This is a genomic window from Nocardia sp. IBHARD005, from assembly GCF_052814245.1.
In genome coordinates this window covers 139,417-153,194 of sequence record NZ_CP199935.1, presented here as the reverse complement: position 1 = coordinate 153,194, position 13,778 = coordinate 139,417, and the positions used below count along the sequence as shown (strand labels likewise).

At 67.6% G+C, this 13,778-nt stretch carries 11 protein-coding genes; 2 read left to right on the top strand and 9 right to left on the bottom strand.

Annotated elements, in window-relative coordinates:
• Positions 1-25: 25 nt before the first annotated feature.
• The 8 genes from ACTWPB_RS00705 to ACTWPB_RS00670 form a co-directional block, all read right to left on the bottom strand.
• Entirely contained in the window at positions 26-2,092 is a 2,067-nt protein-coding gene (locus tag ACTWPB_RS00705; RefSeq protein WP_446226545.1) for a glycosyltransferase, read from the bottom strand.
• A gap of 71 nt (positions 2,093-2,163) precedes the next feature.
• The gene (gene glf / locus ACTWPB_RS00700; RefSeq protein ID WP_446223830.1) at positions 2,164-3,402 is read right to left on the bottom strand and encodes a UDP-galactopyranose mutase; all 1,239 of its coding nucleotides are present in this window, start codon (positions 3,400-3,402) and stop codon (positions 2,164-2,166) included.
• Between the two features lie 109 nt (positions 3,403-3,511).
• The gene (locus ACTWPB_RS00695) at positions 3,512-4,228 is read right to left on the bottom strand and encodes a hypothetical protein (RefSeq protein WP_446223829.1); all 717 of its coding nucleotides are present in this window, start codon (positions 4,226-4,228) and stop codon (positions 3,512-3,514) included.
• Positions 4,229-4,318: 90 nt separating this feature from the next.
• Entirely contained in the window at positions 4,319-4,753 is a 435-nt protein-coding gene (locus ACTWPB_RS00690; protein ID WP_446223828.1) for a hypothetical protein, read from the bottom strand.
• Between the two features lie 302 nt (positions 4,754-5,055).
• A complete protein-coding gene (locus ACTWPB_RS00685; protein WP_446223827.1) occupies positions 5,056-5,601 on the bottom strand; it encodes a hypothetical protein in 546 nt (181 codons plus the stop codon).
• 276 nt (positions 5,602-5,877) lie between these two features.
• Positions 5,878-6,252: a hypothetical protein gene (locus ACTWPB_RS00680; RefSeq protein ID WP_446223826.1), complete on the bottom strand. Its 375-nt coding sequence runs from the start codon at positions 6,250-6,252 to the stop codon at positions 5,878-5,880.
• Between the two features lie 147 nt (positions 6,253-6,399).
• Positions 6,400-7,158, bottom strand: a complete 759-nt coding sequence (locus ACTWPB_RS00675) for a MerR family transcriptional regulator (protein WP_446223825.1) — start codon at positions 7,156-7,158, stop codon at positions 6,400-6,402.
• A 222-nt stretch (positions 7,159-7,380) separates the two neighbouring features.
• On the bottom strand, positions 7,381-8,397 hold the full coding sequence (locus ACTWPB_RS00670; RefSeq protein ID WP_446223824.1) for an EamA family transporter: 1,017 nt from the start codon (positions 8,395-8,397) through the stop codon (positions 7,381-7,383).
• A 103-nt stretch (positions 8,398-8,500) separates the two neighbouring features.
• On the opposite strand from ACTWPB_RS00670, the gene ACTWPB_RS00665 reads away from it, so the two are divergent.
• Positions 8,501-9,001, top strand: coding sequence for a MarR family winged helix-turn-helix transcriptional regulator (locus tag ACTWPB_RS00665; RefSeq protein ID WP_446223823.1), 501 nt, complete (start codon positions 8,501-8,503; stop codon positions 8,999-9,001).
• Positions 9,002-9,085: 84 nt separating this feature from the next.
• On the opposite strand, the gene ACTWPB_RS00660 is transcribed toward ACTWPB_RS00665, so the two are convergent.
• A complete protein-coding gene (locus ACTWPB_RS00660; protein WP_446223822.1) occupies positions 9,086-10,570 on the bottom strand; it encodes a SpoIID/LytB domain-containing protein in 1,485 nt (494 codons plus the stop codon).
• Between the two features lie 217 nt (positions 10,571-10,787).
• Between ACTWPB_RS00660 and ACTWPB_RS00655 the strand changes: the two genes are divergently transcribed.
• The gene (locus tag ACTWPB_RS00655; protein WP_446223821.1) at positions 10,788-13,328 is read left to right on the top strand and encodes an N-acetylmuramoyl-L-alanine amidase; all 2,541 of its coding nucleotides are present in this window, start codon (positions 10,788-10,790) and stop codon (positions 13,326-13,328) included.
• Positions 13,329-13,778 lie beyond the last annotated feature (450 nt).

Genomic DNA, 13,778 nt, shown 5'->3' with positions numbered 1-13,778 from the left:
TCCACTTCGGGCAGTTCGGTGTTGGTCACTTCGCGGTTCCGTTCAGGCTGTCGTCTTCTCGGCGTTCCCGGGGCTCTACGTGGTTACGCTCGCTGCCGCCTCCGAGCCCGTCGTGAAGGCCGAAGGTCTTCTCCCACGCCACCGTGCTGGTGAGCTCGGCGTGCGCGGCCCGGTAGCGCTGCTGCATCTCCGGGAAGCGGGCGGTGAGTTCCTTGCGCAGGCGCATGGCTTCCTTGAGCAGGTCGCGGGCCTGGCGCGGGTCACGCTTGCGGTAGACGACGCCGCGACCGTCGGCGGTGGTCACGGTGACACCGTCGACCTGCGAGAGCAGGTACCAGCGCGCGTCCAGCGTCGGCACGTTGAGCTGCGGCGTCTCATAGGCGGCCGGGTCGGCCTTGCGGAAGTTGTGCACCACACCCTTGGCCAGGCGCGCGACCTTCGCGAGGGGGTTGCCCGGTTCGCCGACCGCGCCGACGCCGTGGCGGTTGGCCAGCGGCAGTTCGGTGGACGAGGGCACGACGACCGCGTCCGGGAACTCCTTGCGCATGCCGTGGATCTTGCCCAGCGCGGTGGGGAGCAGGTCGAACAGACCCTCGGGACCGGCCAGGAAGTCGCGGATCGCCTCGTTCTGGATGGCGACCGTGGAGTATTCCAGGCACAGCAGGTGCTTGAGGGTGGCCTTGATCGTGTTGACGATCATCGGCTTGCCGTCACCGGGCAGGTGCAGGGAGGCGACGACGAGGCGGTTGCGCAGGTGGAAGTAGGCCTGCCAGTCGATGGCGTCGTCCTTGTCGGACCAGGCCATGTGCCAGACGGCCGCACCGGGCAGGGTGACGGTCGGGTAGCCGGCGTTGCGCGCGCGCAGGCCGTACTCGACGTCGTCCCACTTGAGGAACAGCGGCAGCGGCTGACCGATCTCCTCGGCGACCTGACGCGGGATCACGCAGGTCCACCAGCCGTTGAAGTCGACGTCGATGCGCCGGTGCAGCAGCTTGGAGTTGTCGCGGTCCTTGAGCGGGTACTTCGAGAAGTCGTGGTCGTATTCGACATTCGGCGCCGAGGACCACATGAAGATCGAGCGGTCGACGACCTCGCCCATGCTGTGCAGGTGCGAACGCTCCTGCAGGTTCAGCATCTGCCCGCCGACCAGCAGCGGCGACTTCGCGAACCGGGAGAACGCGAGGGCACGCAGGATCGAGTCGGGCTCGATCTCGATGTCGTCGTCCATGTAGACGATGTACTCGGCGTCGGTCTTCAGCGCCTCGTACATGACGCGGCTGTACCCGCCGGAACCACCGAGGTTGGGCTGGTCGCAGATGGCGAGCCGGTCACCGAGGGTCGCGGCGGCTTCGGTGAAACCGGGCTCGTCGACGACCTTGCGGTTGCCCTGGTCGGCGACGATCACCGCGGCGATGTTGCTGAGCACCAACGGATCCGAGCCGAGCGCGCTGAGCGTCTTGACCAGGTCGGTGGGCCGGTTGAACGTGGGCATGCCGACTGCGATCGAGCCCGTGCCGGGCGCTTCCTGCGGTGCGTACCAACCGCCGGACAGCAGCGTGACGGCCGTGTCGGTGGTGATGTCGAACCAGATCCAGCCGCCGTCCTCGAACGGGCCGAGATCGGTTTCGAACTCCACGTCCACCGAGTCGGCGGCTGTGTCGAATTCGCTGTCCCCTCCGTGGTTACGCTCCGCTTCCGCCTCCGGGGCCTGAGCTCGCCCGGCAAGCGCGACGGCGAACTCCTTGCCCTGCACGTGAATTCGCGAACCGTCGGCCTTGGAGCGGTAGACGTCGACCCGGCCGTGCCCGGCCAGTTCCAGGCGAAGGACCACCGACTTCAGCACACTCCAGCGACGCCAGTAGCTCGCGGGCAGCGCGTTGAAGTAGGTGCAGAACGACACCTCCGACTCCGCGCCGATCGACAGCTCGGTGCGGCTGGTGGCGTGCGCGCGACGGGCGTTGGTGGTGGATTCCTCCAGGTAGAGGGTCCGCACGTCGAGGGGCTCACCCGGGCGAGGCAGGATCACCCGCTGTAGCAGCGACTTGGCGCGGGTCTCGTCCGTCGTCGCTACCGGCGCGGGCGGTGCGCTCACGGCGGGTGCTTTCCGGCGTACTCGGGTGCCCTGCGCGGTGGCGCGGGCTGCCTTCTCCGGGCGCTGCTCGCTCACGCCTGATCCACCAGGGGTGCGCCGGACTCGAGATGCGGGCGCAGCACGTTCTCGAACATGCTCAGCGCCGCACCGATCGCCATGTGCATGTCCAGGTACTGGTAGGTGCCCAGACGGCCGCCGAACAGCACCTTCTTCTCGGCGGTTTCCTGCTTGGCCCGCTCGCGGTAGGCCAGCAGCTTGGCGCGGTCCTCGGGGGTGTTGATCGGGTAGTACGGCTCGTCGCCGGTCTGTGCGAAGCGGGAGAATTCGCGCATGATGACCGTCTTGTCGGCCGGGTAGTCGCGCTCGGGGTGGAAGTGGCGCGGCTCGATGATGCGGGTGTAGGGGACGTCGGCGTCGTTGTAGTTCATGACGCTGGTGCCCTGGTAGTCACCCTGGGAGAGCACCTCGGTCTCGAAATCGATGGTGCGCCAGCCCAATTCACCTTCGGCGTAGTCGAAGTAGTGATCCAGCGGGCCGGTGTAGACAATCGGGGCATCCGGGCTGGCGGCGACGATCTCGTCCCGCACGTCGAACCAGTCGGTGTTCACCCTGACCTCGATGAGATCGGAGGTGGCCATGTTCTCCAGCCACTTCGTGTACCCCTGCTTCGGCAGACCCTCGAAGGTGTCGTTGAAGTAGCGGTTGTCGAAGTTGTAGCGCACGGGCAGGCGGGTGATGTTGCCCGCGGGCAGCTCGCGCGGGTCGGTCTGCCACTGCTTGGCGGTGTAGTCGCGCACGAACGCCTCGTAGAGGGGACGGCCGATCAGCGAGATCGCCTTCTCCTCGAGGTTCTGCGCGTCACCGGTCTCGACCTCGGCGGCCTGCTCGGCGATGAGCGCCTTGGCCTCTTCCGGGGTGAAGTAGCGGCCGAAGAACTGCGAGATCAGGCCCAGCCCCATCGGGAACTGATACGCCTGGCCCTTGTGCATCGCGAACACCCGGTGCTGATACCCGGTGAACTCGGTGAACTGGGTGACGTAATCCCAGACCTTCTTGTTCGACGTGTGGAACAGGTGCGCGCCGTACTTGTGGATCTCGATACCGGTCTCCGGATCGGGCTCCGAGTAGGCGTTGCCACCCAGGTGGTAGCGGCGGTCGATCACCAACACCCGCTTGCCGAGCACATTCGCGGCACGCTCGGCGACGGTCAACCCGAAGAAACCGGAGCCGACCACGATCAGGTCGTACTGGTTTGCCGGGGCGTTGGAATCTGCGTTGACGGAGTTACCCTCAGACGATGCGGCGGTCACGGGTGCCCAGCGTATCGGAAGACCACCGTTTGTCCCGGCGGAGTCTCCAACCACGCCCTGACCAGGGCCGATTCATCCCGTTGGAGGGTGACCGACCCCGAGGACACCGTCAGTACCCGTCCGGCGGGTATCCGCCCGGGCGCCCAGCTCGGATCCAGCGGCCCGTGGGCGGTGCCGCAGCCAGCGCCAGAATCAGCAGGGGAAGACCGCAGCCTGGCAAGGCGACAAAGATCTCGGGAATGGGGTCGCCGGTATTGCTCATGCTGACCGCCGCCGAGACGCCGAAAACGACGAACAGGAGCGAGGACATGATGATCACGAGCACCCGGCCCACGGGCTTGCGGCCGAACAGCAGAATCGAGCCGCCAAACCAGAGGACTGCCACACCGCCACCGACGATGTACGGCACCGTCACGCTGTAGAAACGGATTCCGGCGTGGTCCATGAGGACCATCAACCGCCACGGCTGGATCGCGGTGGTCAACCCTACTGCCAATGACGCCAGCAACGCGATGACCGCAGCAGTGATCGCCGTCCCGCCGCCCGCTCGCGGCTGTCCGTAGCCCGGAATGTACTGATGGGGCGCGGCCCCGGTCGCCTGCGCGCGATAGCCGTTGTGTGCGTAAGCCTGTGGTCCATAGCCGTATTCAGGCGTTCCGTAGGGCTGGACAACGTAACCCGGCTGACCGCCATAAGGTGCGGCGTCGAGCCCTGGTTGCGGGGACCCGGCGTATTGGTCAGCTCCGTAACCGGGCCGCGCATATCCCGCCGGTCTCTGCCCCGAGTACGGGTCGTAGCCCTGTTGTGGGCCGTGCGGGTACCCCATCGAATCCTCTCCTGACGGCGGTTCTGACACCTGCCGTTCCGTGCGTCGGCATCGCAGCCACTGCTGCTTGCCGAAAGATGGCGCCGCCAGTCAGTACTGCGGGTATTGCTGATAGCCGCCCGGCCGCCCGTCGCGGATCCAGCGGCCGGTGGATGGGGCGACAGCGAACAGGAAGATCAGCAGCGGTACCGCGCCGACCACCACACCGCCGATCAGCACGAACGCCGCCTCCTCCCCCGCAGCGCCATTGTCGGTCACCAGGGGGATCACGGTCGAGAGCACGCTGAACACCAGGCCAAGCCCGGACAGGATGATAAGAATCACCCGGCCTGCGGTCTTGCGGCGGAACAGCAGGATGGCGCCGAGCAGCAACAGCAGTGCTGGTGCCGAGCCGATTGCGAGGGCGGTTGCCACATCCTCCCGGCCCGCTTCGTCCCTGGCACTCGTGGCATCGGTGCTCAGAAGAATCGCCAAGCCGAGCCCAAGGCCGCCCAGGGAGATCAACGACAGCAGCAGTGCGATCACCGCGGCAGTGATCGCGGTTCCGCCGCCGGCCCGGGGCTGACCGTAGCCTGGGTACGGTGCGTAACCGTAAACTGGTGCGCCATAACCATATTCAGCGGGCGGACCATAGCCCGGCTGGCCGCCATACGGGTCGGGTGCGTAGCCGGGTTGCGCGTACCCCTGCCCCGCGTACGGGTCTTGGCCCTGCTGTGGGCCGTACGGATACCCCATGGTTGTTCCCCCTCCTGGCGAGCTGTACCTGTAGCCGCTATCTTGTGTCCCGGCCTCGCAGCACCATCCGCGGTAATGCTGACCTGCTGAAACTATACGTTCGGTCCGACGACATCTTCCGGGCGAGCGAGCGTGTAGGCCGCCGTCCACGGCAGGGCCGCGGACAACAGCACGAGCCCACCGAACAGCGCGCCCGAAAGTGCCGCCGCCCAACTGTGATTCACGATCGCCGTCACCGCACCGGGTACCCCACCGAAACCGATCAGAATCGAACGAACAACGGATTCGTCGGCGAACCAGTGGATCCCATACCCCGAGTCGTAGTTCACGAGCGTGGCGAGCAGGCCGAGCAAACCGAGGACGAGCTGCGCGCCGGCGGCGACCACGATCACCCACCGCCCGGTCTCATCCCGGCGCGCCAAAAGCACGCCACCGTAGATGTACGCGAACACCGACACCAGCGCGCCGAGCGTGGCGAAAAGGGTCAGCGAGTCGTCGAGCTCGCCCGGATCGCTCAGAAACGACCGAACGAGAACCACGCCCCCCACCAGGTTCGCCAACGCGGCGATACCCGCGAGGCACACGGCCACCATCGCCACCACCTCGCCGCTCTTCGACTTCGTCTCCAGCACGACCATCCCCCGACCGTATCCCGTATCGCCACAATGGGCGCAGCCGCAGCGCTCCTCAGCTGCGCACGGCCGGAGCAAAGGCGGCGGTACGCCCAATGGGCGCAGCCGCAGCGCTCCTCAGCGGCGCACAGCCGGAGCGAAGGCGGAGGTACGCCCAATGGGCGCAGCCGCGCAGCGCTCCTCAGCTGCGCACGACCGGAGCGAAGGCGGAGGTACGCCCAATGGGCGCAGCCGCGCAGCGCTCCTCAGCTGCGCACGGCCGGAGCGAAGACGGAGGTACGCCTAGCGCGTCGTGGTCCAGCGCCGTGTCGGCTCGCTCAGACTGAGCGCGAGGATCACCACATTGACCACCAACCAGAAATCCAACGGCCCGAACCGCCAGCCGTGACTGGCCCCGTTGAGCACGATGACCAGCAACGTCGCCCCCGCCATCACCGCGGCCATGGTGAGCAGCACGCGCCTGCCGAGCATCCGCCGCCGCAACAACAGCACCGCCCCGAGCAGGTAGACCACCCCGAGCCCGCCGACGATCCCCGCGCCCACGTAATCGAGGTCGATCTCTCGCCCGAACGCCCGCAGCACAGCGGTCGCCGTGCCGACGAAGATTCCCGCCCCGCCGACCAGCACTCCGAGCCAGCCTGCGATCAGCGCAGTCACCGCACGCGAAGGCCGCTCGGGCCGCACCTGTTCCACCACTGTCCCCGCTATGTGTCGACGTCGCCGTCAGTTATACGGCGGAACGCCCGATCGAGCACTGTGTGGGCGATTGTCACCTCACTACCCGATCGGGCGCCCGTCAACCGCTCAGGCGGGATGAGCTGCGACGTAAGCCCGGAAGGCGTCGAGGATGTATTCGGTCACGCCTTCGCCGTGCACGTCGTAGTTGCCCCGGAAGCGCGGGTCGGCGACGTACATCTCGCCGAGGCCGAGCAGGTATTCGTTCGACACCGTCTTGCCCTGCGTACCGACAACGAGGAAGGCGCGGTGCCGGGCGACGATCGCCTGGACGACGTCACCTTCCACGGGAAGGCCCGCGGTGAAGGCCTTTCCGAAGTCGGTGGCGATGTCGAGCTGGGTCTGCTGGAAGCCTTCCTTCTCGGCGTCGGTCAGCGAACGCCACCAGCGATCACCGCTCTCGTAGGCCTCCTTACCCCAGCGCTCGGTGACTTCGTCTTTGTACTGCGTGTGGTCGAAACCGTCGAAAACCTCTGCGGCCATGAGCGGTTCACCTCTTTCTGTCTTGTGCAAAGTGGTCGACACCGACTCGATCTGCCGCGCCACCCGATCCTGCTGCTGCCGAAGCAGGTCCAGGTGGGTCCGCAGCGCGCCGGCGGTGTCCTGTTCACCGGCGAGGACTTCGGCGATCACGGGAAGGCCGAGGCCGAGTTCGCGCAGCAGCAGAATTCGCTGCAGTCGAACGAGAGAGGTCTGGTCGTAATAGCGATAGCCGTTGGCTCCGATCCGGCTCGGCTCCAACAGCCCGAGCTGCCCGTAGTGGCGCAATGTACGGCTGGTGGTGCCCGCGGCCTTCGCGAGGTCCTGGATGGACCATTCACTCACCATGACCTGCTCCTTTCTCGTCGGTACCTCCACTCTGCAAGTTGACGCTACGTCAAGGTCAAGACACGAAGCCGACTTCGACCTCCACCGTGTCGCGCTCGGTGTACATCGACGCCGGTCCCGTCGAGCTCCCCACCAGTTGCCGCACGTATGCGCGCTGCGCTCCGAGCGCGACACCCGTCGACGTCGACGGTCGAGGCGCTGCGCGGCTGACCGGTCAGCGATTCAGACTCGAGTCGTCGCCGACACCAATTCCGGCGCAACCGAATTCACGTTCGACTCGGCATCACTGCGCCGTTCGGCCGAAACGGATCCGGTACTGGCAGGCAATACTTGTTCTCCCGCAACACGTTCGGAGCCGCCATCCACCGGCTTGGACGGCAACTGCCCGAAGACGGTAGCCGCGAGAGCGACGCCGAGACCGACGATCTGAAGCGTGGTGAGCGCCTGTCCCAGCGCGATCCAGCCGATCACCGCGGCCGACACCGGGCTGAGCAGGCCGAGGAATGCGACCGAAGTCGCTGGTACGCGCGAGATTCCGCGAAACCACAGCCAGTACGCCAGCGCGGTGCCGATGATGCCGAGGTAGAGGTAGCCACCGATAGCCTCTCCGTCGAGCGCGGGCGGGGCACCTTCGATGAGCAGGGCCAGCGGCGCGATGAACAGCCCGCCCGCGGTGAGCTGCCAGCCGGTCATCACCAGCGGGCCGACACCATCGGGACGTCCCCATTTCTTGGTGAGCACGGTTCCCGCCGCCATCGAGGCCGCACCGGCGAGACCGGCGAGCACGCCGATCAGATCGAGTTCGGCGCTGCCGCGGAGCACGACCAGCGAGACACCGAACACGCCGACGACACCCGCGATCACCTTCCGCCTCGCCGGGGCTTCAGCCAGCAGCACAGCGGCGAATCCGAGCGCGAACATCGGCGCGACCGCACCGAGCACACCGGCGACACCACCCGGCAGCCGATATGCGGCCAGGAACAGCAGCGGGAAGAACGCGCCGATATTGAGCACGCCGAGCACCGCTGCCCGGCTCAGCCACTTGCCGTGCGGCAGCACCCTGGTCAGCGCGAGCAGCACCAGTCCGGCGGGGAGCGCGCGCATCAGCGCGGTGAACAGCGGCCGGTCGGGGGGCAGGAGTTCGGTGGTCACCGCGTAGGTGGAGCCCCACACGATCGGGGTGAGAGCGGTGAGCGCGAGGGTGCCCGCGTAGCCGGTGGAGCGGGTTGCGGTCGTCATGTTCACTCCTGATTGATAATCTCAACATTGAAATATCTACTCGCCGATGTATCTCTACGTCAAGTAGATGAACGTTAAGAGTTTTAACCGAGAGGGAAATGGGATGCGCGACGCTGTCGACCTGATCACCGAGCACTGGAACGTCGAGCGCCCGGATGTCGACGTGTCACCGATGGCGATCATCGGCCGGATCACCCGGCTCTCGCGCGTCCTCGAGCAGGACCTGAAGCGCTTCTTCGCAGGTCACGGCCTGGAATTCTGGGAGTTCGACGTGCTGGCCACGCTGCGTCGCTCCGGCGGCGAGACCGGCCTCACCGCGGGCGCGCTCAACCGTGCCGCGATGGTCACCTCGGGCGCCATCACCAACCGCATCGACCGGCTGGCCGCGAAGAACCTGGTCCGGCGCGTCCCCTCCGCCGATGATCGCCGCTCGGTCTTCGTGCAGCTCACCGCCGAAGGACGCGAACTCGTCGACCGGCTGCTGCCGCTGCACGTGGCCAACGAGCAGCGCCTGCTCTCCGCCCTCGGCGCCACGGACCGCGAGCAGCTAGCCGACCTGCTGCGCACACTCGCCGTCGCACTGAACGACACCACGCTCGACTGACCCAGGACTGCCCTGAGCGTTCACCAATCTCGGTCGAATTTTCGACCGTTGGCCGGATTTGTGAACGCTCAGCGCAGGTCCTGCCTACTCCCCGTCGTACAAGCCAGGCGCGGCGCCGGGACCGTACGCGTGGCCCATTCCACTGCCGGGCGCGCCCACCGTCGCGGCCGGATTCACCGGCCCGTGAACGGGCTCACCCCTGACCTCGGCGTCCGAGGGAAACTGCACGCCCTGCGGACCACCAGGCGAAACAACCTGGGGCAAACCACCTTCCGGTGTCTTCAGCTTGGGCCGCCCGGAAGCCGTCGCGGGCAACTGATCACCGGCGTCGGGGACCAGCTGGAGCAGCGTGGAGAAGTCGACGACCTGCGCGCCGAGCGTCTGCGTCGCGACGATGACACCGTTCGTGTACATCCGATACGTGCCTGCCCGTTGCGGCAGCAGCATTTCCGGGCCGATCGGCGCACCCACCGCACTGCCGGCACCGCCGATGCGCCGGTACTCGGTGTCGATCACCGACTCACCCGCCAGCGCCTCGATGGTCAGATCCGGCGGCGCCGGTACGACGGGAACCACTGGGGCCGGGGCGGATTCGACGAGTTCACTCGGCGCCGGTCCGACCGCGAAGGTTTCGATATCGGCGGGCCGACCGCCATCGGGAGCCGCCGAGTATTCCGAGCGCAGGATCTGCCCGTCACGTAACAACACCGTGCCCGTGGTGGCGGCGACGGCCTCGGTGCTGCGCGAATCCTCTTTCACTGTGCCGGGATACGCCTGGCAGTCGGTGGTGTCGCAGGTCTGTGCGTAGTCGTAACGGCTCTCGGCGAGAGCGTAGGAACGGGCCGCGATCGCTTGTGCGCGTAGGGCTTCGAAACCACCCTGGTCGGCCCAGTTGGCTTGCATTTCCGCGGGCAGGACGCCGGCGAGGTAATCGTCGAGGTCCACCTGGTTGACGGTGCGATAGGACTCGCCTTCGAGCGCCACACCGAGCGCGCCACGATAGGCGGTGCCCCCGCAGAGGGTCAGGTGTTCCTCGGCCGGCCTGCCCGCACCGGCGCCGACCGGATAGACGAATGGATCGTCGGTCGCGTCCTGCCACAACACTTCTCCGTCGCAACCCGCGGTCACGACCACATTCGCCCCGCCGTCGGGCAGCGGCGTGAGATGGGCCGCGTCGCCGGGGCCGATCGTGCGGCCTGCGACCTGCGCACCGGCGGCGGCGAAGGTGTCGAGAGTGGCGTCATCCTGGGCCTGGAGCCGGACGCCGATCGTTGTCGGCCCGATTTGCCCGAGATCTGCCCCGGGGTAGTAGTGGCCGAGAATCTCCTCGGCCGACCAGCCCGCCCGCGCGTTGTCGAAGGCGCCGACCTGGCTCATGCCGCGGCCGTGTCCCACGCCGACGGTCGGGGTGATCTGACCGGGCAGGATCTGCCACAGCCCGATGGCCCCGGTCAAGGCCAGCACAGTACCGCTGACCAGTACCGGCAGCGGCACGGTCCAGATGACCGGCACAACCCGGCGACGGGTGCCACGGCCGCTATTGCGGGTGATCTTGGTGTCCGCTCTCATACTGCGCTCCCACGGTTTCGCGGTTCGACCGGCGGAGCTCGCGTCGGCATGTCGTCGTCACCGAGCGGGATCCGAGGGCTACATTCGAGCAATCACATAATCCTCAAGTTGAGGTTGAGATGTGTGACGTATGTTAACTAGTGTGATGCGTGAGGTTTGAGGAAGCAAGCATCACATGCGCGGAAAAACACGAGCTCGACCCTGATAGGAGTCGCACGTGCGATACCGAAAGCCGAAACGTTCCTACGTGCTCCCGGTGGTCACCACCCTCGTTGTCGCCGCCCCGGTCGGCGCGTTCGCTCTCAGCGACTCGACCGACTACCGCAGCGCGAACGATTCCCAGGTCGCGGCCGTGCCGACGCAGCTGGCCGAGGTCGCGCTGACCTCGGTTCCCGACATCACCGTCCCGCTGCGTGACCTGACCGGCCTCGACCTCCCCGACCTACACCTCTCGGACCTGCGCATGTTGCAGTTGCCGGCCTCGATCCCGATCCCCCCGGGATTGCCGGTACCCCCGGGCGTGGCGCTGCCCACCGAGATCCAGCTGCCGCAGCTGCCGACGAAACCGCAGCCGACACAGCAGGCCGCACCGGGCGCCGCGACACCTGGGGCCCCCGGGGCTGCCAGCACGCCCGCGCGCCCACCGGTTCCGAGCACGTCGGTCCCCACCGCGCCCCCTGCTCCCCCGGCAGCGGCACCCCAAGCCCAGCCCGCCCCGGCCGCGCCCGCTCCGGCCGCGCCTCCTCCTGCGGCGCCGATGCCTGGAGCAGCAGCCCCTGCCCCAGCAGCGCCTGCACCGGCGCAAGCAGCTCCGGCCCCAGCCCCCGCTGCTCCCGCACCGGCGCAAGCAGCTCCGGCCCCAGCCCCCGCTGCTCCCGCACCGGCGCAAGCAGCTCCGGCCCCAGCCCCCGCTGCTCCCGCACCGGCGCAAGCAGCTTCAGCGCCGGACGCACCCGCTGTTCCCGCACCTGCTCCAGCACCCGCAGCCCAGCCACCCGCCGCGGCCGCACTTCCCATCGGCGCTCCGGTCTCCCAAAGCCGTTCCGCCGGTGCGAAATTCATCGCCGACCCGGAGAACCTCGAACCCGGCACCACCCCCGACACCCCCGCCCTGTCCCCCGGCGCGGTCGGCTCAGATGTCATCGACCAGGTGGGCGCACAGGTCAAGGAACTCACCCAGGACACCCCGTTCAGCATGGTCGCGATCACCGCTCGCGACCTGGCGAACACCACAACCAAACTCCGTGCCCGCCAGCTCGACGGCAACTGGGGCCCCTGGTACGACGCCGATCCGCTCGACACCAGGGCCACCGATCAAACCCCCGCCGGCGCGCCGACCGGCACCGAACCGATCTACGTCGGCGAGACCACCGCGGTGCAGATGCTGGTCACCCGCAAGCCCGCCGCGGGCCCCGACCACGACCCAGCCCACCTCACCGAGGCCGCGCTCAAGGCCATCCTGATCAATCCGGGCCGGGCCGCGATCGATGCCGCGCTCAATGACGTGGCCGCGGCACTGCCCGGTGGCGGACCGAAGGTCATCACCCGCGCGCAGTGGGGTGCCGACGAATCGATCCGCTGCCAGGAACCCACCTACGACGACGGCCTCGGCGGCATCACCGTGCACCACACGGCCGGTCGCAACGACTACAGCCGCTCCGAATCGGCGGGCATCGTCCGCGCGATCTACGCCTATCACGCCGAAACGCTGGGCTGGTGCGACGTCGGCTACAACGCGATGGTCGATCAGTACGGCCAGATTTTCGAGGGCCGCTACGGCGGCCTCGACCGTGCGGTGCAGGGCGCGCACGCGGGCGGTTTCAACGAGAACACCGCCGGTGTGGCGCTGATGGGCAACTACGAGACGGAGGAGCCGAGCAACGAGGCGATCAACGCGATCGGCAAGTTCATCGGCTGGCGGTCCAAGCTCGCCGGGATCAATCCCAAGGGCTCGACCACGATGTACTCCGAGGGCACCGAGTTCACCCCGTACGCCTACGACGAAGCGGTGGACCTGCCGGTGGTGTTCGCGCACCGCGATGTCGGCAACACCGACTGCCCCGGCGACGCCGCCTACGCGCTGATGGACCGCATCCGCGGGATCGCGGCGGGCAATTCCGGCACCTACACCTCGCCCCCGACGGTGAATCGTCCGCCGAGCCAGCAGGCCCGCGCACGGCAGGGCAATATGGCCGAGCTGGGTGCGATGGTCGACAAGTTCCTCGGCCTGTCCGGCGACAACGCGATCGCCAAGCACTGGGTGGCCAAGGGCGGGGTCGACGGTCCGCTCGGCGCGCCGCAGTCGGACCTGATCGCGGGCGCGCAGGGCCGTCAGTACGCGAAGTTCGCCAACGGTTTCGTCTATTCGGGCGAGGGCGCTGAGGTGTTCGAGGTGGTCGGCGCGATTCTCGACCGCTATCTGAGCCTTGGTGCCGACTCGGGCGTACTCGGCCTGCCGACCACCGGGTCGTACCTGGTCCCGAATGGTTTTCGTACCGATTTCCAGCACGGTTCACTGGTGCTCAACGAGCTCACTGGCATCGTCACGACGTTCTGGAAGACCTACGACGAGACCTACAAGCAGGAAATGAACGGACAGCCGAAGCCTGGCCAGGCACAGACCGCGCCGACGCTCGAACTCGCGGTTCCGGCCGGCCCGCAGGTACCCGCCGAACCACAGGCCCCGGCTGCTGTACCGGTCCCCGTCGAACAGGTACCGGCAGACCCGCCGGTCCCCGAACCCGCCCCGGCCGGCTAACCCCCGGTCACGGCGAAGAACGGCCGGTGCACCTCCGAGCGAGGGCACCGGCCGTTTTATTCGCGGGAGGTTTTACCGGGCCTTGGCGGTGGACCTTGCTGCTCAGGTAAAACCGAGCCCCGGGCGGTGGACCTTGCTGCTCAGGTAAAACCGGGCCCCGGGCGGTGGACCTTGCTACTCAGGCAAAACCGGGCCCCGGGCGGTGGACCTTGCTACTCAGGCAAAACCGGGCCCCGGGCGGTGGACCTTGCTACTCAGGCAAAACCGGGCCCCGGGCGGTGGACCTTGCTACTCAGGCAAAACCGGGCCCCGGGCGGTGGACCTTGCTACTCAGGCAAAACCGGGCCCCGGGCGGTGGACCTTGCTACTCAGGCAAAACCGGGCCCCGGGCGGTGGACCTTGCTACTCAGGCAAAACCGGGCCCCGGGCGGTGGACCTTGCTACTCAGGC